The 23,558-nt window shown below is 56.5% G+C and carries 21 protein-coding genes; 7 read left to right on the forward strand and 14 right to left on the reverse strand.

Annotated features, from left to right (window positions below):
* Positions 1 to 8 precede the first annotated feature (8 nt).
* From GUC22_RS22820 to citC, 12 genes are all read right to left on the reverse strand, one after another.
* A complete protein-coding gene (locus GUC22_RS22820) occupies positions 9 to 371 on the reverse strand; it encodes a hypothetical protein (RefSeq protein ID WP_160183781.1) in 363 nt (120 codons plus the stop codon).
* Positions 372 to 388: 17 nt separating this feature from the next.
* On the reverse strand, positions 389 to 1,564 hold the full coding sequence (locus GUC22_RS22825; RefSeq protein ID WP_160183782.1) for a hypothetical protein: 1,176 nt from the start codon (positions 1,562 to 1,564) through the stop codon (positions 389 to 391).
* Between the two features lie 261 nt (positions 1,565 to 1,825).
* Positions 1,826 to 2,059, reverse strand: coding sequence for a YgdI/YgdR family lipoprotein (locus tag GUC22_RS22830; RefSeq protein ID WP_004872248.1), 234 nt, complete (start codon positions 2,057 to 2,059; stop codon positions 1,826 to 1,828).
* Positions 2,060 to 2,162: 103 nt separating this feature from the next.
* Entirely contained in the window at positions 2,163 to 3,047 is an 885-nt protein-coding gene (locus tag GUC22_RS22835; protein ID WP_004872251.1) for an ROK family protein, read from the reverse strand.
* Between the two features lie 138 nt (positions 3,048 to 3,185).
* On the reverse strand, positions 3,186 to 6,410 hold the full coding sequence (carB, locus tag GUC22_RS22840) for a carbamoyl-phosphate synthase large subunit (RefSeq protein ID WP_024360287.1): 3,225 nt from the start codon (positions 6,408 to 6,410) through the stop codon (positions 3,186 to 3,188).
* A gap of 18 nt (positions 6,411 to 6,428) precedes the next feature.
* Positions 6,429 to 7,577: a glutamine-hydrolyzing carbamoyl-phosphate synthase small subunit gene (carA, locus tag GUC22_RS22845; RefSeq protein WP_004128821.1), complete on the reverse strand. Its 1,149-nt coding sequence runs from the start codon at positions 7,575 to 7,577 to the stop codon at positions 6,429 to 6,431.
* A gap of 457 nt (positions 7,578 to 8,034) precedes the next feature.
* Positions 8,035 to 8,856, reverse strand: a complete 822-nt coding sequence (dapB, locus tag GUC22_RS22850; protein WP_049085640.1) for a 4-hydroxy-tetrahydrodipicolinate reductase — start codon at positions 8,854 to 8,856, stop codon at positions 8,035 to 8,037.
* A gap of 247 nt (positions 8,857 to 9,103) precedes the next feature.
* A complete protein-coding gene (citG, locus tag GUC22_RS22855; RefSeq protein ID WP_370512068.1) occupies positions 9,104 to 9,997 on the reverse strand; it encodes a triphosphoribosyl-dephospho-CoA synthase CitG in 894 nt (297 codons plus the stop codon).
* A gap of 34 nt (positions 9,998 to 10,031) precedes the next feature.
* Entirely contained in the window at positions 10,032 to 11,558 is a 1,527-nt protein-coding gene (gene citF / locus GUC22_RS22860; protein ID WP_024360284.1) for a citrate lyase subunit alpha, read from the reverse strand.
* A 10-nt stretch (positions 11,559 to 11,568) separates the two neighbouring features.
* Positions 11,569 to 12,438: a citrate (pro-3S)-lyase subunit beta gene (citE, locus tag GUC22_RS22865; protein ID WP_154932801.1), complete on the reverse strand. Its 870-nt coding sequence runs from the start codon at positions 12,436 to 12,438 to the stop codon at positions 11,569 to 11,571.
* On the reverse strand, positions 12,435 to 12,728 hold the full coding sequence (citD, locus tag GUC22_RS22870; protein ID WP_004872262.1) for a citrate lyase acyl carrier protein: 294 nt from the start codon (positions 12,726 to 12,728) through the stop codon (positions 12,435 to 12,437). The genes citE and citD overlap by 4 nt, the downstream gene beginning before the upstream one ends.
* Positions 12,729 to 12,759: 31 nt before the next feature.
* Positions 12,760 to 13,788, reverse strand: a complete 1,029-nt coding sequence (citC, locus tag GUC22_RS22875; protein WP_004872264.1) for a [citrate (pro-3S)-lyase] ligase — start codon at positions 13,786 to 13,788, stop codon at positions 12,760 to 12,762.
* 278 nt (positions 13,789 to 14,066) lie between these two features.
* Here citC and citS point away from each other — a divergent pair, with 278 nt between their 5' ends.
* The 6 genes from citS (at position 14,067) to GUC22_RS22905 (ending at position 21,475) form a co-directional block, all read left to right on the forward strand.
* The gene (gene citS, locus GUC22_RS22880) at positions 14,067 to 15,407 is read left to right on the forward strand and encodes a citrate/sodium symporter CitS (protein ID WP_004872267.1); all 1,341 of its coding nucleotides are present in this window, start codon (positions 14,067 to 14,069) and stop codon (positions 15,405 to 15,407) included.
* A gap of 160 nt (positions 15,408 to 15,567) precedes the next feature.
* Entirely contained in the window at positions 15,568 to 15,819 is a 252-nt protein-coding gene (locus GUC22_RS22885) for an oxaloacetate decarboxylase subunit gamma (protein ID WP_004872269.1), read from the forward strand.
* Between the two features lie 15 nt (positions 15,820 to 15,834).
* Entirely contained in the window at positions 15,835 to 17,595 is a 1,761-nt protein-coding gene (gene oadA / locus GUC22_RS22890; RefSeq protein ID WP_160183783.1) for a sodium-extruding oxaloacetate decarboxylase subunit alpha, read from the forward strand.
* Positions 17,596 to 17,607: 12 nt separating this feature from the next.
* Positions 17,608 to 18,909, forward strand: a complete 1,302-nt coding sequence (locus GUC22_RS22895) for an oxaloacetate decarboxylase subunit beta (RefSeq protein WP_160183784.1) — start codon at positions 17,608 to 17,610, stop codon at positions 18,907 to 18,909.
* 246 nt (positions 18,910 to 19,155) lie between these two features.
* Positions 19,156 to 20,784 carry a sensor histidine kinase gene (locus GUC22_RS22900; protein ID WP_004872278.1) on the forward strand — a complete coding sequence of 543 codons (1,629 nt, stop codon included), beginning with the start codon at positions 19,156 to 19,158 and terminating at the stop codon, positions 20,782 to 20,784.
* Positions 20,777 to 21,475: a response regulator gene (locus GUC22_RS22905; protein ID WP_049130048.1), complete on the forward strand. Its 699-nt coding sequence runs from the start codon at positions 20,777 to 20,779 to the stop codon at positions 21,473 to 21,475. The genes GUC22_RS22900 and GUC22_RS22905 overlap by 8 nt, the downstream gene beginning before the upstream one ends.
* Before the next feature lie 44 nt (positions 21,476 to 21,519).
* Here GUC22_RS22905 and GUC22_RS22910 read toward each other — a convergent pair whose 3' ends face one another.
* Entirely contained in the window at positions 21,520 to 22,149 is a 630-nt protein-coding gene (locus tag GUC22_RS22910) for an alanyl-tRNA synthetase (protein ID WP_049088265.1), read from the reverse strand.
* Positions 22,150 to 22,241: 92 nt separating this feature from the next.
* Between GUC22_RS22910 and GUC22_RS22915 the strand changes: the two genes are divergently transcribed.
* Positions 22,242 to 23,186 (forward strand): LysR family transcriptional regulator, encoded by a 945-nt coding sequence (locus GUC22_RS22915; protein ID WP_024360370.1) that lies wholly within the window; start codon positions 22,242 to 22,244, stop codon positions 23,184 to 23,186.
* Here the strand turns inward: GUC22_RS22915 and GUC22_RS22920 are convergent.
* On the reverse strand, positions 23,119 to 23,481 hold the full coding sequence (locus tag GUC22_RS22920) for a DUF805 domain-containing protein (protein WP_160183785.1): 363 nt from the start codon (positions 23,479 to 23,481) through the stop codon (positions 23,119 to 23,121). The two genes, GUC22_RS22915 and GUC22_RS22920, sit on opposite strands and share 68 nt — an antisense overlap.
* Positions 23,482 to 23,558 lie beyond the last annotated feature (77 nt).

The following is a 23,558-nucleotide window of genomic DNA, read 5'->3' on the forward strand; positions in this document are numbered from 1 at the left end:
TGGATAGCTTAATGGCACGCTTTTTTAATTCCGCTAACCCGGCTTTTTACCGTCTCGTTATCATTTTTATCTAACGTATCAATATAGCGTAAAAACTGCGGCCCAATATCCGAATGGCAAATGGACCGTATCGCCTCATCATTAAATGTCTCGCCTGTATTGGGCCAGTGACTCCTATAAAAGTCATCAGCGGCGATATCCCACAATTGTCGATCAGGGATGTTCGGTTGGTTACGTAACTGCGTATTCAGCAAAAGGGTAAAAATCTCAACTGCGTCCTTATTTGTCTCCAGTGAGGCATTATAGAAAGCGTTCTTAACGCGCCGTGCCGCGTAGGCTAAAACAAGGCTATTACCTTTATTATAATGCAATTCAGGATCCTGCCAGTTTATGCGCGAAATGACCTGCTGAATGATATCTTTTTTGCCAAACATAACGACGTAGAATAATAAATTAGTACTGCCGGAATAATACTTACCAATATCAATTTGCTGACGTAATAAGGAAGGTTGTTTTTTAATATATCAACAAATTTCTCCATTTCTCCGCCAAGAACATAGCTCGCCGCAGTTAATATTTCTGAACCTGGTTGAAAATACTTTGCAAATAATCTCATAGCGCGAACATCCGCGTTTTGAATGGTACGATCAATAATAGCGGCACCCGTTTGGGTTTTAGCTAATTCAGGAAATGCGGAAAGCAGCAGTTCGGCTTGCTTAATAACGCTATCGGGGTGGGTGGGTCTTTTATAATAAACATCGATCGGCTGGGCAAAGGTATGCTCCAGTCCTGTCCATTGTGCAGGAGCAGCATAAACAATGTCCTGAGCCTGCTTGCGCTCTGCGGCAGATGAAGCCTGAATAGCGTCAATAAAAACCTGCAGCGCCGTTAAATTTTGAGAATGGATGGCCTCGAAAAAGGGAATGGTATAATAATCACTCTGATTCGCAACGTAATCAAAAGAGCCTTGCCGGTTTTTTAATGGGCTACCCAACTGCTGTACAAAATATTGATATAACTCTTTCGGCAATGATTTATCATAGATGGCAAATAAATAGATTTCGTATTGTTCCTGCTGAGATTTACTTTTAAACAAGCGGTCAAACTCGGGTAATTTTTGCACTGTAAACTTACCCAGCCTGAACTCAGCAATGCTGTTCGCGCGGTCCCGTTCGGCAAAAGACATGTCGACCTGTTCCATTGATGGGCCAATAAATTTATTGGCGATAAGCGCAAAGGTCAGCAAAGTCAACGCATGAATAAATCCCGCATTTTTTACGGAAAAAGTGCTAAAAAGTATTAACGCTAAAATCAACGCGGCGCCGGCAGCCCAACTAAAATAAATAAAATGGTCAAGTGTAAATGTATATAAAAAACCTAAATACTTATAAACCGCACACAATATTATCGCAGCAAAAAACAGAAAAACATAGGCTACTGACATGTTTTTCCCAATAACCCTACCTTTACTCCATAAAATAAGGAAAATCAGGAATCCCCCACCGATGAGCGCGGGGATAATAAAAACGCAGAAGATAACAAACAAAAAACCGTTACCATTCATTGAAACCATCCATATTTATCACCTGTTGTATATTCCATTTCCATTGTTTTTTATGCGTATCAGGAACATCGGTAACTTAAAACAGAACGAGTATAGAATTAAAAATAAAAAGAATAAATGGATTAGTCACGGGCTGGTTGCAGTTTGCGTAAGACGTTACTGATGGCAGGGCAACACACTATTTTAATCGGCGTTTTTGAAACAGAATAAACCATTGCCGAACCGGCCCCGCCGTACTCCTCGCGAGGCCAGAGATAACGCTTAGTTATCCAGTTCATCCATCGATTTAACCTGATCGCGATTGATCTGCTCGGTACGACCGGTTTCCGCATTTTTGTAGGACACCAGACCGGTGTCGTCATCTACCTGCGGTTTGCCGTCGGTCACAATGGTTCTGCCGTCGGTCGTTTTCAACGACTGATTAGATGAACAACCGGCCACGGTAAGAAGCGCGGCGGCGGCGAAAACAGCTGCGGTGAGGGGCTTATAGTGCATCGTGTTTCTCTCCCATTATTCAGTCATATTCATTATCACCCTAACCATCTTAGGCTAGCTGACTGACCGGGGAGAGAAAACCAGAACTCTCCGAAGTAGGCTGTTAACGCCGATCCCCCTGTTTTTGTTCGAAGTTCACCGCCGCGCCGATCAGGTTAGCCTCGTTGCGGTACTGGCAGAGCACCACGTGCGGGAGAAATTCCGTTAACGCTTTTTCATTGACCAGCTCGGCCAGGCGTTGCTTAATACCACCGAAAATCTTATCGCTGGCGGAGATACCGCCGCCGATAATCAGACAGTCTGGGTCATAGCACACCTGCAAATTCAGTAAGCCTACCGCCATCCAGTGGTAAAACTGCGCCACTTCCTGCTGCGCGATATTGTCGCCCTCCTCGGCCAGGCGAAAGACATCCTCTCCGGAGACGGAGTCAGCCGCCAGCGACATGCGCCGGGCATAACGACGCGCCGTAGCGACGGCGGTTGCCAGTTCGCTAAAGGTTTGCCCCTCGTGCAGGGTCATCATGCCAAATTCGCCGGCGTAGCGATGGCTGCCGTGGCGCAGGACTTTATTGTCGACAATCGCGCCACCGATACCTGAACCGGCAATCACAAACAGTACGCTGTCATACTCGCGGCCCGCGCCCAATGCCGCCTCTGCGATACCCGCCGAGTTGGCGTCGTTCTCAATGCATACCGGAAGTGAAAACAGCCCGGAAAGCTCTTCGACGATGGGAAAGTGATGAATATAGGGAATGGCGCTCAGGCCGCTAATGACCCCGCTCTGCGGATCCACACACCCGGGAGCACTAATTGAGATCCCATCAATGGCGTAGCGCGGCTGGAACTGTTGATATAGATCCAATAGCCGATTTTTCATCTCTTCCCAGCTATCAGGCGTCTCAACCGATGCGGTGTCCTTCAGCTCCCCCTGCTGCCAGACGCCATATTTAATCGATGTACCCCCCCAATCAAACAAAAGTATCGCCATGTAGTTATCCTTGCGTGCGTCATGAAATGGTTTTGTTCCATTAAGGATGAACCCTCCCGCCCCGTTTCGCTTTATCGCGACGCAAAAAAAAGCGCCTCCGGCGTTGGCCACCGGAGGCGCTTTTACTGGCAGATGAGATTACTTTTTAATCTGCGCGTGCATTTCCTGTACCGAGGTCACCTTCTCCATCGCGTTGGCATTCAGCGCCATTGCGGTAGCGAAACCGCCGTTCAGCGTGGTGTCGTAGTGCACCTTGTACTGCAGCGCGCTGCGGCGAATCAGCTTGGAGTCTTCAATCGCCTGACGGCCCGCGGTGGTGTTGATGATGTAGGTATATTCGCCATTCTTGATACGGTCCTGAATGTGCGGACGGCCTTCATGCACCTTGTTCACCAGACGCGGGTTGATGCCGGCTTCGCCCAGCACAATCGCGGTACCGTGGGTCGCATCCAGCTCGAAGCCAAACTTCAGCAGTTTTGCCGCCAGATCCACCACGCGCTCTTTGTCGCCTTCGCGAACGGAGAGCAGCGCGCGTCCCTGTTTCTTCATCGTCGAGTTGCTGCCCAGCTGCGCCTTGGCGAACGCTTCCGCGAAGGTGCGGCCTACGCCCATGACTTCACCGGTAGAGCGCATTTCCGGCCCTAACAGCGGGTCAACGCCCGGGAATTTGTTAAACGGCAGCACCACCTCTTTCACCGAGTAGTACGGCGGGATGATCTCTTTGGTTACGCCCTGCTGGGCCAGCGTTTGGCCGACCATTACGCGCGCCGCGACTTTTGCCAGCGGTACGCCGGTGGCTTTCGAGACGAACGGGACGGTACGCGCCGCGCGCGGGTTGACTTCAATCAGGTAGACTTCGTTGTTTTTAACCGCAAACTGCACGTTCATCAGGCCGCGAACCTGCAGCTCAAAGGCCAGCTTCTGCACCTGCTCGCGCATCACATCCTGAATTTCCTGGCTCAGGGTGTAGGCCGGCAGTGAACACGCGGAGTCGCCGGAGTGCACGCCCGCCTGCTCGATATGCTCCATGATGCCGCCAATCAGCACCATTTCGCCGTCGCAGATTGCATCGACGTCGACTTCAACCGCATCGTCAAGGAAGCGGTCCAGCAGCACCGGCGCATCGTTAGAGACGCTGACCGCGGTCTGGAAGTAGCGACGCAGGTCGATTTCATCGTAGACGATTTCCATGGCGCGGCCGCCAAGCACATAGGACGGGCGCACCACCAGCGGGTAGCCAATCTCTTTCGCCTTTTCGACCGCCATTTCGATCGCGGTCACGGTGGCGTTGGCCGGCTGCTTCAGCTTCAGGCGGTCAACCGCGTGCTGGAAGCGTTCGCGGTCTTCCGCGCGGTCGATAGCATCCGGGCTGGTGCCGATAACCGGCACGCCAGCCGCTTCCAGCGCGCGCGCCAGCTTCAGCGGAGTCTGGCCGCCGTACTGTACGATAACGCCTTTTGGCTTCTCGATACGCACGATTTCCAGCACGTCTTCCAGGGTTACCGGCTCGAAGTAGAGGCGGTCTGAGGTGTCGTAGTCGGTGGAGACGGTTTCCGGGTTACAGTTGACCATAATGGTCTCGTAGCCGTCTTCGCGCAGCGCCAGGGAGGCGTGGACGCAGCAGTAGTCGAATTCGATGCCCTGGCCGATACGGTTCGGGCCGCCGCCGAGCACCATGATCTTGTCGCGGTCAACGGACGGGTTCGCTTCGCACTCGTCTTCATAAGTGGAGTACATATAGGCGGTGTCGGTGGCGAATTCCGCCGCGCAGGTATCCACGCGCTTGTAGACCGGGTGCAGGTCGTACTGGTCGCGCAGCTTGCGGATTTCCGCTTCGCGTACGCCAGCCAGCTTCGCCAGACGCGCATCGGCAAAGCCTTTGCGCTTGAGCTGACGCAGGAAGTCGGCGTCGAGGCCGGTAATACCGACTTCAGCCACTTTCTCCTCCAGACGCACCAGCTCTTCAATCTGTACCAGGAACCAGCGGTCAATATTGGTCAGGTTGAACACGCCATCAACGGAGAGGCCCGCGCGGAAAGCGTCAGCGATGTACCAGATACGCTCTGCGCCAGCATCTTTCAGTTCGCGGCGAATCTTGGTCAGCGCTTCCGGGTCATCAAGGCTCACTTTCGGGTCGAAACCGGTGGCGCCCACTTCCAGGCCGCGCAGCGCTTTCTGCAGGGATTCCTGCTGGGTGCGACCAATCGCCATCACTTCGCCCACCGATTTCATCTGGGTGGTGAGGCGGTCGTTAGCGCCGACGAATTTTTCAAAGTTGAAGCGCGGGATTTTAGTCACGACGTAGTCGATGGACGGTTCAAACGACGCCGGGGTACGGCCGCCGGTGATATCGTTCATCAGCTCATCAAGGGTGTAACCTACAGCCAGCTTCGCCGCGACTTTGGCAATCGGGAAGCCGGTGGCTTTCGAGGCCAGCGCCGAGGAGCGGGAGACGCGCGGGTTCATTTCGATAACGATCAGGCGACCATCTTTCGGGTTCACCGAGAACTGAACGTTGGAACCGCCGGTTTCGACGCCGATTTCACGCAGTACCGCCATCGAGGCGTTACGCATGATTTGGTACTCTTTGTCGGTCAGGGTTTGCGCCGGCGCCACGGTGATGGAGTCGCCGGTATGGATGCCCATGGCGTCGAAGTTTTCGATAGAGCAGACGATGATGCAGTTGTCGTTTTTATCACGCACCACTTCCATCTCGTACTCTTTCCAGCCGATTAGCGATTCATCAATCAGCAGCTCGTTAGTCGGCGAGAGATCCAGGCCGCGTTCGCAGATTTCTTCGAACTCTTCACGGTTGTAGGCAATACCGCCGCCGGTGCCGCCCATGGTAAAGGAAGGACGGATGATGCACGGGAAGCCAACGTCAGCGGCAACCGCCAGCGCTTCTTCCATGGTATGGGCGATGCCGGAACGCGCGGTGTCGAGGCCGATTTTCTTCATCGCCACGTCGAAACGGCGGCGGTCTTCGGCTTTATCAATCGCATCGGCGGTGGCGCCAATCATGGTCACGCCGAACTCGGCCAGCACGCCCTGACGCTCCAGCTCCAGCGCGCAGTTCAGCGCCGTCTGGCCGCCCATAGTCGGCAGAACCGCATCCGGACGCTCTTTCTCAATAATCTTGCGCACCACTTCCCAGTGAATCGGCTCGATGTAGGTGGCATCGGCCATTTCCGGGTCGGTCATGATGGTAGCCGGGTTAGAGTTCACCAGAATGACGCGGTAACCCTCTTCGCGCAGCGCTTTACACGCCTGGGCGCCGGAGTAGTCAAACTCACACGCCTGACCGATAACAATCGGGCCCGCGCCCAGAATCAGGATGCTTTTTATATCTGTACGTTTTGGCATGGCTCTCTTAACTCCTGATTATTTCGCGGACTGACGGTACTGCTCAATTAATTCGATAAAATGGTCGAACAGCGGTGCGGCATCGTGCGGGCCAGGGCTCGCTTCCGGGTGCCCCTGGAAGCTGAACGCCGGTTTGTCGGTACGGTGAATGCCCTGCAGGGTGCCGTCGAACAGCGACTTGTGGGTCACGCGCAGGTTAGCGGGCATAGACGCTTCATCCACCGCAAAACCGTGGTTCTGCGCGGTGATCATCACCACGTTGTTATCCATATCTTTTACCGGATGGTTGCCGCCGTGGTGGCCGAACTTCATCTTCACGGTCTTCGCGCCGCTCGCCAGCGCCAGCAGCTGATGGCCGAGGCAGATGCCGAATACTGGAATGTCGGTTTCCAGGAACTTCGTAATCGCGTCGATAGCGTAATCACAAGGCGCCGGGTCGCCAGGGCCGTTGGACAGGAAAATACCGTCCGGATTCATCTTCAGCACCTCTTCGGCGGAGGTCTGCGCCGGAACCACCGTCAGACGGCAGCCGCGATCGACCAGCATGCGCAGAATGTTGCGCTTGGCGCCGAAATCGTAGGCCACCACGTGGAACGGCAGCTCGCTTTCCGCTTTGGCTTCCGGCAGGTCTCCCGCCAGCGTCCAGCTCCCCTGCGTCCAGCTGTAGGTTTCTGCGGTCGTCACTTCCTTCGCCAGATCCATACCGTTGAGGCCCGGGAACGCTTTCGCTTTTTCCAGCGCCAGCTGCGCGTCCGGACTGTCGCCGGCGATGATGCAGCCGTTCTGCGCGCCTTTTTCACGCAGCAGACGGGTCAGCTTACGCGTATCGATATCGGCAATCGCCACGATGTTATGGCGCTTCAGATAAGAAGAGAGGTCTTCGGTATTGCGGAAGTTGCTGGCAATCAGCGGCAGATCGCGAATGACCAGACCCTGAGCATGTACCTGAGAAGACTCTTCATCGGCGGCATTGGTGCCGACGTTGCCGATATGGGGATAGGTTAGAGTGACGATTTGGCGGGAATAGGAAGGATCAGTGAGGATTTCTTGATAACCGGTCATTGAAGTATTGAAAACGACTTCCCCAACCGCCGTGCCGGTAGCCCCTATGGCCCGACCGTGAAACTGGGTTCCGTCTTCCAGAACCAATAGCGCTGACTTAATCAAAACACCCTCCAGAGAATATCCACTCACTTTATTTGCATATTAATTCATAATGTAGATCTGAATCAATGCAAATCTGTTGCCCGCAGAATTTTGGCAAACGGCGGCATTCTGGAGAGATGGCCGGTAAAAGTCAACTTAAAGCGGATATTTTTAATCTTGTTTCAGGCGACTATTCAGCAATACCGGTCTTAACGGGCAAAAAGATCAACTAACTAGCCTGGGAAAACGCTTGCGGAGGTGGATGATTGTAAAATCTTAGCGCAGGGATTGAAAAAGTAGACCAGACGGTCAAAATTTACAATAAAACAACAAAAAATACGCAGATAACGTATTATTTTGTAGCTTTAACCATAAAAAATATCTAAAACCCCAAAAATAAAAAAGGGCAATAAAATATTGCCCCTTGCAATCAATTACTTATTGAATGCAATAACCACATCACGATGGGTAATAATCGTTATAAAGAGTTCAGTTCAAGCACATCACGCATATCAAAAAGACCGTTTTTCTTACCTTTCAACCATAAAGCAGAGCGTACGGCGCCATTAGCAAAAGTCATCCGGCTGGAGGCCTTGTGACTGATTTCAATGCGTTCACCGATATCCGCAAACATCGCCGTATGCTCGCCGACGATATCCCCGGCGCGGACGGTCGCAAAACCGATAGTGCCGGGAACGCGTTCGCCGGTGTAGCCTTCGCGACTGTAGACCGCACACGTTTTCAGATCTTTATCCAGGGCACCGGCAATCGCTTCGCCCATCGCCAGCGCCGTACCCGATGGCGCATCCACTTTGTGGCGATGATGCGCTTCGATAATCTCAATATCGGTATAGTCGCCCATCACCTTCGCTGCCTTCTCCAGCAACTTGAGCATCACGTTGACGCCAACGCTGAAGTTGGCGGCAAAGACGATGGCGATCTCCTGCGAAGCCTCGCGAATTGCCTGTTTGCCGGCGTCGTCAAAACCGGTGGTGCCGATAACCATTCCTTTACCGTGTTGACGGCAAAAGGCGAGATGGTTCAGCGTGCCTTCCGGGCGGGTAAAGTCGATGAAAACGTCGAAATCGTCTTTTACCGCCTCAAGGCTGCTTTGCACCACAACCCCCGCCTTGCCTGCGCCCGCCAGCTCGCCCGCGTCGCTACCGAGCAGCGACGAACCTTCGCGCTCCAGCGCCGCGCCAAGCGCCGCGCCGTCCATCTGCTGTACTGCCTGAATTAACTGGCGTCCCATCCGGCCGCCCGCGCCCGCGATGGCCACGCGGATTTGTGCATCATGCATAGCTATTCTCTTTTGTTAACACTACGTAAATTGTTTTCAGAGTAACCAGCCCATCGATGGGCCGCTACTCAAAAACACCGATAATTAGAAATTTATGACAAACTGCCGCCGATATCAGTAAAAACTATAAGATTGTGCCGGGAATTTGCCGTTGAGTAGTGAGGAGAGAGGAGCAAGCGCGGTCCGCAACCCCGGATCGGTCCTCTGCTGGCCAATCCGGGTAAACCGTCGAGATAAAAGCGAGCGATTAGTGCAGGAACAGCTCCCCGGCCGGGAAACCAGACAGGAACGAGGTGACCGCCAGCAGGTCGGCGCTGCCGCCGGGGCTAAGGTGACGGACAATCAGTTCATCATCCAGCTGGCGAAGCGCTTCCAGACCGCCGTCGGTCAGCACACCGCCTTCCCACAGCAGCCTTTGCGCCTGCTGCTGCACAAAATTCAGCCCTTCAAGCCCGCCGCGCGACACCAGGTTGGTGTCGTCATTCCAGGCCATCAGGTGCAGCAGGGTCTGCAATAACGCCAGATTGGTATCGCCGGTCTCCGCCATAACGCGATTGAATACCGGCATCGCCTGGGTGCGCACGGTGCGAAAGCCACTCTCCGCTTCGCCCCGGGCGCCGGAGAGCCCGTAGCGCAGGAAATGACCTTCGCCTTTACTCACCTTCTTTCCCGCGGCAGAGGAGAGCTCACGCCCGACCAGCCCCCGGCAGAAGCGGGCCACCTGATCGCAAACCCGGTGCTGCTCAACCGGCTCCCCTCTGGCCACCAACCTTCCCACCGCCGCGCTGAGCAGGCCAAAAGCGAAGATCGCGCCGCGATGGGTATTTACTCCGCCGGTGGCTGCCAGCATATCCGTCTCGCAGGCCATGCCCACCGGACGCAGCATCGTCAGCACCTTTTCCGGCATGATATTGGCGGTGTCGTGGCCCATAATGAAAAACTTCTCCATCCACGGGGCGACAACCGCCGTGCTGGCCTCAAAGGAGGCCAGATCCATATCCCGATGCGCGCCGGCGTTACGAATATCCACCAGCCCGGGCTTCGGCGTCAGGCGAACTTCGGTCAGCAGCGCCCGTTCCACACGTGAAACCATCTCCTCCGCCGCCACCGTTTGACGGCTCGATGGGCGATGCTGGCTCATCATCACTTCGCTCATGCCTTTCTCCTCAGCGCGTTTAACCGGCGCTTTTAACCTGATGAATGACGTCGATCACCGAACCGTCGCGATAGCGCACGACGGCCACCACCCGATCGGTAAATGCGATCGGCTCAGGCTTGCCGGTCAAAAGCTCGGCGCGCTGCTGTAGCGCTTCGATGGTCATCAGCGGGATATCCGCCTGACGCAGGCGATCGATCAGATCCTGACGCGCCGGGTTGACGGCGATACCGTGGTCGGTCACCAGCACATCCACGCTGGCGCCCGGCGTCACGCGGGTTAGCACCTTCTCGACCACGCACGGAATGCGTCCACGCACCAGCGGCGCGGTGATAATGGTTAAGTCAGCACCCGCCGCCGTATCGCAGTGGCCGCCGGATGCCCCGCGCAGCACGCCGTTAGAGCCGGTCATCACGTTAACGTTGAATCCGGTATCGATTTCCAGCGCGCTCAGCATCACCACGTTCAGGCGTTCGCAGGCGATGCCTTTCGAACCCGGATTGGCGTATTGATTAGCGGAAATTTCGATATGGTTAGGGTTATTGGCCAGCGAACGCGCGGCGTCGCCGTCGAAAGACTGGGTATCCAGCAGCGCTTTGATCAGGCCCTTTTCGTGCAGATCGACCATTGTGCCGGTAATCCCGCCCAGACCAAAGCTGGCGGTAATGTTGTGACGGCGCATCTTATCTTCGAGGAAGCGGGTCACCGCCAGCGAGGCGCCGCCGGTACCGGTTTGCAAAGAGAAGCCGTCTTTAAAATAACCGGAGTGCTCGATCACTTTCGCCGCCTGGCGGGCGATCAGCAGTTCGCGCGGGTTGCTGGTCAAACGGATCGCCCCGGCGGTGATTTTCGCCGGATCGCCGACCTCGTCGACCTGCACGATCAGATCGACCTGATCCTGGGCGATGCTGGCCGGATAGTTTGGATAATCCACCCACTCTTCGGTCAGCAGCACCACGCATTTGGCGGCATCGGCATCCACTTTGGCGTAGCCCAGCGATCCGCAGCGGGATTTACCGCTAAAGCCGTTGGCGTTGCCGTATTCATCGCAGCACGGCACGCCGAGGAACGCCACGTCAATGTTTAGCTCGCCGCTTTGTACTAAATACGCGCGGCCGCCGTGGGAGTGGATTTGGACCGGATTTTCCATCAGACCGGCGGAGATCTCTTCTCCCAGCTTACCGCGCAGGCCGGAGGTGTAAATCTGGCGGATCACGCCATTTTTAATATGTTCAATCAGCGGCCAGTGGGCGTCGATCAGCGAGCTTGAGGCCAGCGTCAGATCGCGAAAGCCCATTTCAGCCAGCTTCGCCACCACCATATTGACCACCTTGTCACCGCCGCGAAAGGCGTGGTGAAAAGAGATGGTCATGCCGTTTTGCAGGCCCGAACGGCGAATCGCCTCCTCCAGCGAGGCGCAGATTTTACGTTGGCGCTTTTCGCTTTCGCTGGCCAGCCACGGGCTTTTCGCCGTCACGCCCGCATAGGGCGCTAATCCTTCCGGCATCACGTACTGCTGATTAAGCATTGCTACGGTCTCTTTCATTATTTGCTCCTTAATCACGAATGCCGGAAGCCGACAGCGCCACGACTTTGCGCGCATGGTCGATAATCGGTCCATCTATCATCTTACCCTTCAGCGATACCACGCCCAGACCGCGCACTTCCGCCTCTTCCGCCGCCGCGATCACATCGCGCGCATGCTCAACGTCTTTCAGGGTTGGGGCATAAACCTGATGCAGCAGTTCAATCTGGCGCGGGTTGACCAGCGATTTGCCGTTAAAGCCGAGGTTTTTCGCCAGATTCGCTTCCGCGAGGAAACCTTCTTCATTGTTAATGTCCGACCACACCACGTCATAGGCCGCGATCCCGGCGACGCGCGCCGCGTGCAGCACCGCGCAGCGGGCATAAAACAGCTCGGTGCCGTCGCCGCGGCAGGTGCCCATATCCATCACGTAGTCAAAGGCCGCCAGCGCAATCGCCGACAGACGCGGGCTGGAGCGCGCGATCTCGACCGCGTTCACCACCCCCAGCGCCGACTCAATCGCCGCCATGAGCTTAGTGCTGCCCACTTCCCGTCCGCACTCGCGCTCAATACGCTCAACGTGCGCTTCCAGTTCGTGGATATCTTCTTTGCTATCGGTTTTCGGCAGGCGCACCATATCCACCCCCGCGCGCACTACCGCCTCCAGATCGGCGAGGCCAAACGGCGTATTGAGCGGGTTAATACGCACCACGGTTTCCACATCCCGATAGAGCGGATGCTGTAGCGCGTGATGCACCAGCAGGCGGGCGGTATCTTTTTCACGGAGCGAGACGGCATCTTCGAGGTCAAACATCACCGCGTCAGCGCCGTACACAAACGAGGTGCTTAACATCGCGGCGTTGGCGCCGGGGATAAACAGCATACTGCGACGAGGTTTCATAGCTGGCTCCATTGCAGTTGAGATTGTTGCGCCGCGCGCAGCGCCGCGGCCTGAACGCGAGCCTTCAGCACGCACTCCAGCGCGCCTTTATCATCGACGACCACATTCGCGCGGGTGACACCAAGCTGCGCCAGGGTCTCTCTGACCACCTGCTCAATCGCCGCGCCGAACTGCTGCTTCACAATACTGTCGATTTCAAGCTGAATACCCGGCTCATTGGCAGGCCCAATCCTGACCATGACATCGCTGGATTCCAGCGTGCCGGCCAGGGCGTCAATCATCATTTCCATAGAGGCTGATCCTTAGTTATGGAGGTAATATCTAGGCGGTTTGATGTTCGCTTTCCGCCAGCTGCATCAGAAAAGAGAGCGTTCCCGGCGGAACCAGCGGCGCAATAGCCGACCACTGGCGCTCCTTATAGAGTTTGCGCACCCGTGAAGCCGAAATCGGTGCGCCGTCTTTCTCGACCCGCTCCAGCTCCACCACCTGAATCGCGGGCGTCTCGCCGGGCGCTTCCAGCAGTTCCTTCATGCGCAGGTTGTAGTTACGGGTTAAAGAGCACAGCGGCTCGCTACCGACAAAACGGTGGGTAATCTGTAGCGCCGGGGCTAAATGTTCGCGGAAAAGCTGTAGGTCGATCTGGCAGTGGCAATCATCGACCACGCCTTTATCTTTGAGGAAATAGCCGGGGAAAGTCGCCCGGGAGATCAGATAAGCCGAACCTGGATGTAAGGTCACGTTGGCGATCCCGGCGATCCCCTGTTCAATCAGCGCCACGCGATCCTGATAGCTGAAAAATGAAGCGTCTTCTTTCACCACAAACAGATGCAGCCAGTCGCACTGGCGAGCGGCCTGCTCTACCAGCCAACGGTGTCCCAGGGTAAAGGGATTGGCGTTCATCACGATAGCGCCGATTTTTTCCCCGGGCTGGCGGTACATGGTCAGTTGGCGGCAATAGCGCGCCAGGCGTTCGCGGCTATTTTCCATTAACACCGCCTGGTCACCCGCGCGGGCGATAGGCCAGAATCCGGCGCTGGAAAATAGCGCCGCGTTATCGGGTTTAGTGAACAGGAACAGCTCGCTGCGGCCCAGCTCATACGCCAGGGTCATCAGCTCAGTCAGCAGCTTCAGGCTGAGCCCTTCTCCCTGCAACGACGGGTCGACGGCAATACACTTCAGGACGCATCCGGCAATCGCGCCGCAGCCGACAATGCGCCGCTGATCCTCGGCGACAATCACCCTTTCGCAATCCGCCTCCAGCGAGAGCTGATGCTGATGAAGAAAGAGGTCAACGGCCTCTCGCCGCCGGGGATCTTTTTGTACGGTGACGCGTTTTATTATCAGATTCATTTTTTAGCGCTTCATTAACCAAAAACGGACTGTATTTCGCCACCGTTCCCGCAGCGGTTCTTTTATTTAAATCACATTTTTCCGCGTACCTTAATTGGCTTTATGGTTTTTATGTTGTTAATTAATTCAGAAGAATAAAAACAATTAAATTAATTAAAAACACGGCCAATCAGTGAAGATAATCACATATCGCCGTGGAACATATTTATTATTATGCCGCCGTTCTATTATTGCTTGTTCTAACGCCATTATTCCTTTTTTTAACAGGGTGACGTCATATGACTAATATGAGCCAGGCTCCATCTGCGGAGAAAAAAGGCGTTAGCGATATTCTGGGGTTTAAAATCTTCGGCATGCCGCTACCGCTTTACGCCTTTGCGTTAATCACTTTACTACTTTCACATTTTTATAATGCCCTGCCGACCGACATTGTCGGCGGCTTCGCCATCATGTTTATTATTGGCGCTGTTTTTGGAGAAATTGGCAAACGCCTGCCAATCTTCAATAAATATATCGGCGGCGCGCCGGTGATGATCTTCCTCGTTGCCGCCTATTTCGTTTACGCTGGCATTTTTACCCAGAAAGAAATTGAGGCGATCACCAATGTGATGGATAAAAGTAATTTCCTGAATTTATTCATCGCCGTGTTGATTACCGGCGCCATTCTCTCGGTTAACCGTAAACTGCTGCTGAAATCTCTGCTCGGCTATATTCCAACCATCTTAATGGGGATCCTCGGCGCATCCATCTTCGGTATTCTTATCGGCTTGTGCTTCGGTATTTCCGTAGACCGCATCATGATGCTGTACGTCCTGCCGATTATGGGCGGCGGCAACGGCGCTGGCGCGGTGCCGCTGTCTGAAATTTATCACTCCGTTACCGGCCGTTCGCGTGAAGAGTACTACTCAACCGCGATCGCTATCCTGACCATCGCCAACATCTTTGCCATCGTCTTTGCCGCGCTGCTCGATATTATCGGTAAAAAACACACCTGGCTGAGCGGCGAAGGCGAGCTGGTACGCAAGGCCTCCTTCAAAGTAGAAGATGATGAAAAAGCGGGCCAGATTACCCATCGCGAAACGGCCGTCGGCCTTGTGCTCGCCACCACCTGCTTCCTGCTGGCCTACGTTATCGCCAAGAAAATTCTGCCCAGCATTGGCGGCGTGTCTATCCACTATTTTGCCTGGATGGTCCTGATTGTCGCAGCCCTGAACGCTTCAGGTCTCTGCTCGCCGGAAATCAAAGCTGGCGCCAAACGTCTGTCTGACTTCTTCTCTAAACAACTGCTGTGGGTGCTGATGGTCGGCGTCGGCGTGTGCTACACCGACCTGCAGGAAATTATCGACGCGATCACCTTCGCTAACGTGGTGATTGCCGCTGTGATTGTCGTCGGCGCCGTCGTCGGCGCCGCTGTCGGCGGCTGGCTGATTGGCTTCTTCCCGATTGAATCGGCGATTACCGCGGGCCTGTGCATGGCTAACCGCGGCGGTTCCGGCGACCTGGAAGTACTCTCTGCCTGTAACCGTATGAATCTTATCTCCTATGCGCAAATCTCTTCCCGTTTGGGCGGCGGAATTGTGCTGGTCATCGCGAGCATCGTGTTCGGCATGATGATGTAACCAACACGCACGATGGCGATATTTGAGCGTCAACCACAGAGGTGCAAATTAGGGTCCAGAGCCGGGGGCGGCTTCGGGAAATCCACCCTACTCCTTAGCCGGAAGCACCGATTGGTTAACCTTCAAAGGCGCCATCGTGCCCTTACTTTTGGATCGTTTCATGACTGATGCAGCACTGTTACTGGGTGAAGGCTTCACCCTGATGTTCCTCGGCATGGGGTTCGTGCTGGCGTTTCTGTTTGTGCTGATTTTCGCCATCCAGGGCATGTCCGCCGCCGTCAACCGCGTCTTCCCCGAACCGGCTCCGACGCCCAGAGCCGCTCCTGCCGCCGCCGCGCCCGCTGACGACTTCGCCCGCTTAAAGCCGGTGATTGCCGCCGCTATCCACCACCATCGCCGACTTAACCCTTAATTCACGGAGGAATCCATGACCGTTGCTATTACCGATGTCGTCCTGCGCGACGCCCACCAGTCCCTGTTCGCCACCCGCCTGCGCCTCGACGATATGCTCCCCGTCGCCGCGCAGCTCGACGACGTGGGCTACGGCTCCCTCGAGTGCTGGGGCGGCGCCACCTTTGACGCCTGCATCCGCTTTCTCGGCGAAGACCCGTGGGTCCGCCTGCGCGAGCTGAAAAAGGCCATGCCGAAGACCCCGCTGCAGATGCTGCTGCGCGGCCAGAACCTCCTCGGCTACCGCCACTACGCCGATGACGTGGTCGAACGCTTTGTTGAGCGCGCCGTCAAAAACGGCATGGACGTCTTCCGCGTCTTCGACGCCATGAACGACCCGCGCAATATGCAGGCCGCCCTGCGGGCGGTGCGCAGCCACGGGGCGCACGCCCAGGGGACTCTGAGTTACACCACCAGCCCGGCCCACTCCCTGCAGACCTGGCTCGATTTAACCGAACAGCTGCTGGAAACCGGCGTCGACTCCATCGCCATCAAGGACATGTCCGGTATCCTCACCCCGATGGCGGCGTATGAACTGGTCAGCGAAATCAAGAAGCGCTATGACGTCAGGCTGCACCTGCATGCTCATGCCACCACCGGGATGGCGGAGATGGCCCTGCTGAAGGCCATCGAGGCGGGCGTGGACGGCGTGGACACGGCCATCTCTTCCATGAGCGCCACCTACGGCCACCCGGCCACCGAGGCGCTGGTGGCGACGCTGGCCGGAACGGAACACGACACCGGGCTGGATATCCTGAAGCTGGAGAGCATCGCGGCGTACTTCCGCGAGGTGCGCAGGAAATATCACGCCTTTGAAGGCCAGCTGAAGGGCACCGACAGCCGTATCCTCGTGGCCCAGGTGCCGGGCGGGATGCTCACCAACCTCGAGGGCCAGCTGAAGCAGCAGAACGCGGCCGACAAACTCGACCAGGTGCTGGCGGAAATCCCCCGCGTGCGCGAGGACCTCGGCTTTATTCCTTTAGTCACCCCGACCTCGCAGATTGTCGGCACCCAGGCGGTGCTTAACGTCCTGACCGGGGAGCGCTACAAAACCATCGCCAAAGAGACCGCCGGGATTCTGAAAGGCGAGTACGGCCACACCCCGGTGCCGGTAAATGCCGCCCTGCAGGCGCGCGTGCTGGAGGGGGCCGCCCCGGTGACCTGCCGTCCGGCGGATTTACTCAAACCGGAGCTGGCAATGCTGGAAGCGGATGTGAAGCGCCAGGCGCAGGAGAAGGGCATCACGCTTGCCGATAACGCCATCGACGACGTGCTGACCGTGGCCCTGTTCCCGCAGATTGGCCTGAAGTTCCTTGAGAACCGCAATAACCCGGCGGCCTTTGAGCCGGTCCCGCAGGCGGAAGAGGCGAAACCTGCCGCTGCCCTGGTAAAACCTGCCGCCTCCGGCGTCTACACCGTGGAAGTGGAAGGCCAGGCCTTTGTGGTGAAGGTCAGCGACGGCGGCGATATCAGCCAGCTGACCGCTGCCGCACCGGTGGCTTCTGCGCCGGCCCCGGCAGGCGCCGGCGCCCCGGTGACCGCCCCGCTGGCGGGCAATATCTGGAAGGTGACTGCCACCGAGGGCCAGACGGTCGCCGAAGGCGACGTGCTGCTGATCCTCGAAGCCATGAAGATGGAAACCGAAATCCGCGCCGCGCAGGCCGGCACCGTGCGCGGTATCGCGGTGAAATCCGGCGACGCGGTCTCCGTGGGCGACACCCTGATGACGCTGGCGTAAGGAACAGGAACCATGGAAAGTCTGAACGCCCTGATTCAGGGCATGGGCCTGATGCACCTCGGCATCGGCCAGGCCATCATGCTGCTGGTGAGCCTGCTGCTGCTGTGGCTGGCGATTGCGAAGAAGTTCGAGCCGCTACTGCTGCTGCCGATTGGCTTCGGCGGCCTGCTGTCGAATATCCCGGAGGCCGGGCTGGCGCTGACCGCCCTGGAGAGCCTGCTGGCGCACCACGACGCCGGGCAGCTGGCGGTGATTGCCGCGAAGCTCAACTGCCCGCCGGACGTTCATGCCATCAAGGAGGCATTAGCCCTGGCCCTGCCGTCGGTACAGAGCCAGATGGAGCAGCAGGCGGTGGATATGGGCTACTCCGCCGGGGTGCTGGCGGTGTTCTATAAGGTCGCCATCGGGTCGGGTATCGCCCCGCTGGTGATATTTATGGGCGTCGGGGCGATGACCGACTTCGGTCCGCTGCTGGCCAACCCGCGCACCCTGCTGCTGGGGGCGGCGGCGCAGTTCGGCATCTTCGCCACGGTGCTCGGGGCGCTGACGCTGAACTATTTCGGGATTATCAGCTTCACCCTGCCGCAGGCGGCGGCGATAGGCATTATCGGCGGGGCGGACGGCCCGACGGCGATTTATCTCTCGGGCAAGCTGGCGCCGGAGCTGCTGGGGGCGATAGCGGTGGCGGCGTACTCGTATATGGCGCTGGTGCCGTTAATCCAGCCGCCGATTATGAAGGCGCTGACCACGGATAAGGAGCGGAAAATCCGCATGGTGCAGCTGCGCACGGTGAGTAAGCGGGAGAAAATCCTGTTCCCGGCGGTGCTGTTGCTGCTGGTGGCGCTGCTGCTGCCGGACGCGGCGCCGCTGCTGGGGATGTTCTGCTTCGGCAACCTGATGCGCGAGAGCGGCGTGGTGGAGCGCCTGAGCGACACGGTGCAGAACGCGCTGATAAATATCGTGACCATTTTCCTCGGGTTATCGGTGGGCGCGAAGCTGGTGGCGGACAAGTTCCTCCAGCCGCAGACGCTGGGGATTCTGGTGCTGGGGGTGATTGCGTTCTGTATCGGGACGGCGGCGGGGGTGCTGATGGCGAAGCTGCTGAACCTGTTCAGTCAGAACAAAATCAACCCGCTGATTGGCTCGGCCGGGGTGTCGGCGGTGCCGATGGCGGCGCGGGTATCGAACAAGGTGGGGCTGGAGTCGGACGCGCAGAACTTCCTGCTGATGCACGCGATGGGCCCGAACGTGGCGGGAGTGATTGGCTCGGCGATAGCCGCCGGGGTGATGCTCAAGTACGTGCTGGCGATGTAAATCGTTACCTTTCCCGGATTGCGGCTGACGCCTTATCCGGGCTACCGGCGCGATCGGGTAGCCCGGACAGGCGCTACGCGCCGCCTCCGGGAAATACCCCAGGCGACGGTGCCAAAGCCCAAACCGAAGGTACGTAAAACGTCGTATTCCGACTAAGCGAGTTCTGAAATCAGTCAATCTGTGGGCCGATTCCGCGCCGACGGCCACTAAAAAAGAGAAAATAACCTTTTGATGTCAATTCGCCCAATGTTTGCCCGAAAAATCACGCACTGGTTTGCCCGACGTTCGTTTCAGAACCGCATCTTCCTGCTGATCCTGTTTACCTCGACAATCGTGATGCTGGCGATGTCATGGTATCTCACCAACATTACCGAGGAGCGCCTGCATTACCAGGTCGGGCAGCGCGCGCTGATTCAGGCGATGCAGATCTCCGCCATGCCCGAACTGGTTGACGCGGTGGAAAAGCACGATTTACCGCGCATTAAAGCACTTATCGACCCGATGCGTTCGTTTTCCGACGCCACCTATATCACCGTCGGCGACGCGAAAGGCCAGCGCCTGTATCACGTGAATCCTGAGGAGATCGGTAAATACATGGAGGGCGGAGACAGCGACGAGGCGCTATATAACGCCAAAAGCTACGTGTCGGTGCGTAAGGGATCGCTGGGTTCTTCACTACGCGGCAAGTCGCCGATCCAGGACAGCACCGGGAAAGTGATCGGCATCGTATCGGTGGGATACACCATCGAACAATTAGAGAACTGGCTGAGCCTGCAAATCGGATCGCTGATGATCCCGATGGCGATTATGCTGCTCCTGCTGCTTTACTGCGCGCGGCGCTTCTCGCTGCATATTAAAAAGCAGATGCTAAATATGGAACCTCAGCAGCTATCACAGCTGCTCATCCAGCAGAGCGTCCTGTTTGAATCGGTCTTTGAGGGGCTGATAGCCATTGACTCTCATTACAGAATTACCGCCATCAATCAGACCGCGCGGAGGCTATTAAACCTGAGCCAGCCGGAAACCATCCTGATTGGCAAAAGCATCAATAGCGTGATCTCTCAGGAGGCATTCTTCTATGACGCGCCGCAGACCAATAAAAAAGACGAAATCGTCACCTTTAACCAGATTAAAGTGATCGCCAGCCGCATGGCCGTCACGCTCAATAGCGAGCCTCAGGGCTGGGTCATTAGCTTTCGCAGTAAAGACGATATCAACACCCTGAGCCTGCAGCTTAGCCAGGTTCAGCAGTACGCGGATAATCTGCGGGCCGTGCAGCACGAGCATCGCAATCTGATCTCCACCATCGCCGGGCTGCTGTTTTTAAAACGCTATGACAACGCGCTGGATCTTATTCAGCAGCAGTCTGAAAGCCACCAGAAGGTGCTCGATTTTATTGCCCGTAACTTTAAAGTGAATCACCTTGCCGGGCTGCTGATCGGCAAGTATTACCGCGCCAAAGAGCTCGGAATAGAGCTGGTATTCGATCCCGCCTGCCACGTTGAGACCTTACCCTCGTCGCTTTCGCATAATGAGTGGATCTCGATCGTCGGTAATTTGCTGGACAATGCCTACAACGCCACCTTGCGCCAGCCGACAGGTTCAAGGCAGATCGAATGCCTGATCAACAGCGAGGGCGACGAAGCGATCGTCGAGATCGCCGACCAGGGCTGCGGAATTGACGAATCACTGCGCGATCGTATTTTTGAACGCGGCGTCACCAGCAGCGACAGCGGCGATCACGGCATCGGACTCTGGCTGGTTCGCAGCTACGTTGAGCAAGCCGGCGGCAATATCGTCGTCGATAACAACATTCCTTTTGGCACCATTTTTACCCTTTATATCCCCCTGACCAGAGATGAACATCATGGATAGCATTACAACTCTTATCGTTGAAGACGAACCTATGCTGGCGGAAATCCTGGTGGATACGATCAAGCAATTTCCCCAGTTCGAAGTCATTGGCATTGCCGATAAACTGGAAAGCGCGAAAAAGCTGCTTCGCCTCTATCAGCCCCAGCTCACTCTGCTGGATAACTTCTTGCCCGATGGTAAAGGGCTCGATTTGATCCGCCACGCCGTCAACACGCATTATCAAGGGCGTATCATTTTCATCACCGCCGATAACCATATGGATACCATCAGCGAAGCCCTGCGGATGGGCGTTTTTGATTACCTGATTAAACCGGTTCATTATCAGCGATTGCAGCATACCCTTGAGCGTTTTGCCCGCTATCGCAGCTCTCTGCGCTCAAGCGAACAGGCAAGCCAAACCCATGTTGACGCCCTGTTCAATATCCAGGCAAAAGAGCATACGGAAGCCGCAGGCTCTCCGCTGCGCGGTATTGATGAGAGCACCTTTAACCGGGTATTGCAGCTCTTCGCCGACCCGGAAACGGTCCATACCGCAGACACGCTCGCCCGTATTCTCGGCAGCAGTAAAACCACCGCCCGCCGTTACCTTGAGCAAGGGGTTAAAAATGATTTTCTTGAAGCTGAAATCAGCTATGGCAAAGTCGGCAGACCGGAGCGGATTTATCACGGTAAACATCCTGCGCCTCTTTAAGCCCCAGGAGATGCCCTGTTTATCGCGCATCTCCTTTCATGCGCTTATTCCACGGTGTAGCTGACAATAATTTGGCCTTTTTTCATCTTCACCTGGCTAATGACGATTTTCCCCAGCTCGGACAGGCTGGCAACGTGCGTACCGCCGCAGGGATAGCTCTGCATATCGCCGAACCCAATCTGGCGCAGGCCATCGGCAAAAGCGACCTGACGCGGTAAATTTCCTGCCTGCCAGGCGGCGACTTTTTCCAGCAGCGCGCTGGCTTCGGGCAGCCCGCCGTTAGCCCCGGCGGCAAAAATGATACGGCTTTCTCCCGGCCAGTGATGTCCTTTCATCGGCTGCCAGCCTGACTGCTCGCCAGCCTGGGCAAGCACGTGCCCGGCGGAGTGCAGGCGCGCGTGAAGCCGTCGGCTTTCCGCATCGATACGGATCGTGACCTCGCCTGACGGCAGCGGCTGTGAAACGATATGCGCTACGCTATCGCCGCGCGAAACCACGCCTTCGACCGCCAGATCGGCAATCCAGCCGCGATCCGCCGGCTGACCGCCGCCCTGCGGGTGAAATAGCGTACGGTCCAGCTCAATGGCATAGCGGCCATCGGCTTCGCTCAGGCAGTTGACGACTCGCGCCAGGCATTCAGTGGCGTCGCTGGTGTAATAAAGGCGTTCTGTCATGGTTGTTCTCCTCTCTGTCAGGACAGTATATTGATATTACTGGTGGCGATAATCCCGCCTGACATCAATGCAATTTTGCCCTGGAAGCACAAATGAATCTAAGCCTACTGCCCGACCTCGCCCTGTTTGTGCAGATTGTTGAACAGGGCAGCTTTTCCGCCGTCGCGCGCCAGACGGGCGCGACGCCCTCGGCTATCAGCCGCAGCGTTTCTCGCCTTGAACAGGAGATGGGCTGCAAGCTGCTGCATCGCACAACGCGCAAGCTACGCCTCAGCGAGTCCGGTAAGACGGTGTATGAACATGCGCTGGAGATGCTGGAGTCGGCGCGTCTGGCTATGGATTCCGCCAGCAGTACCCAGGCGGTGGCGCAGGGCAAGCTCACGCTAAGCGTGCCGAAAGCCGTGGGCCGGTTTGCCATTCACCCGCTGATGCTGGAATTTTTTACCCGCTATCCGCAGGTCGACGTCTGTCTGCGGCTTGAGGATCGGGTTCTCGATTTTATCGATGACGGTATTGACCTGGCGCTGCGTATCACCCACACCCCTTCCCCGGGTCTGCACGGTAAACCGTTGATGACGATAAGCCACCTCGTCTGCGCGACGCCCGGCTACCTGGAACAACATGGAACGCCGCGAACGCCGCAGGACCTGCGCGCTCATAGCTGTATCAGCCTTGGCGAAACGCCCGCCGATGCGCGCTGGAAATTCCGCCGTGCGGGGAAAACGGAGACGATCCAGACCCACGGCCGCTACGCCGCCAACCACACCGCCGTGCGCCTCGATGCCGTGAAGCAGAATCTGGGGATCGGCAGCCTGCCGCTGTTTACCGCCCGTGAGGCGCTGGCGCGCGGCGAAATTGTGCAGGTTTTACCGGAATGGGAGTTTATCAGCAGCTATTCCGGCCAGCTGTGGCTACTGTGGTCGGGCAACAAGCATATGCCCGCCAGAATGCGGGCGATGATTGATTATCTCAGCGAGAAGATGCAGCCGGCTTCAGGCAGCACAGCCATAGCGCGACGATCAAAAACCATGGAATAATAAGGCACAGGGCGAACCACCATCCTGAACGACCGATATCGTGCATCCTGCGGCAGCCAACGGCCAGCAGCGGAACAATCATCGGCAGCGAAAGAAGACCGCTGAGCGGTGCAGCGAAAAAAATGAAAACGCCGTACTGAGTGTTATGCTGCATCGCCAAAAACCAGGTCGCCAGCGGCAGGGCAAGAATCAACAGGTTGATGAGCAAAAAAGACCAAAACTCCTGCCTGCTGGCCACTCCGCTAAAATCGAGGCCCTTTTTCCATCCGTTAAAATACGCTTGTCCATTCGTCATTTTTCTCTCCCTGTTCATAGCCCAATCCAGTATTGGCTGCGTACCGGAGAGATTACGCCAGAATAACCCATCATGCG

Source organism: Klebsiella sp. MPUS7, from assembly GCF_009905335.1.
Lineage (GTDB): Bacteria > Pseudomonadota > Gammaproteobacteria > Enterobacterales > Enterobacteriaceae > Klebsiella > Klebsiella grimontii.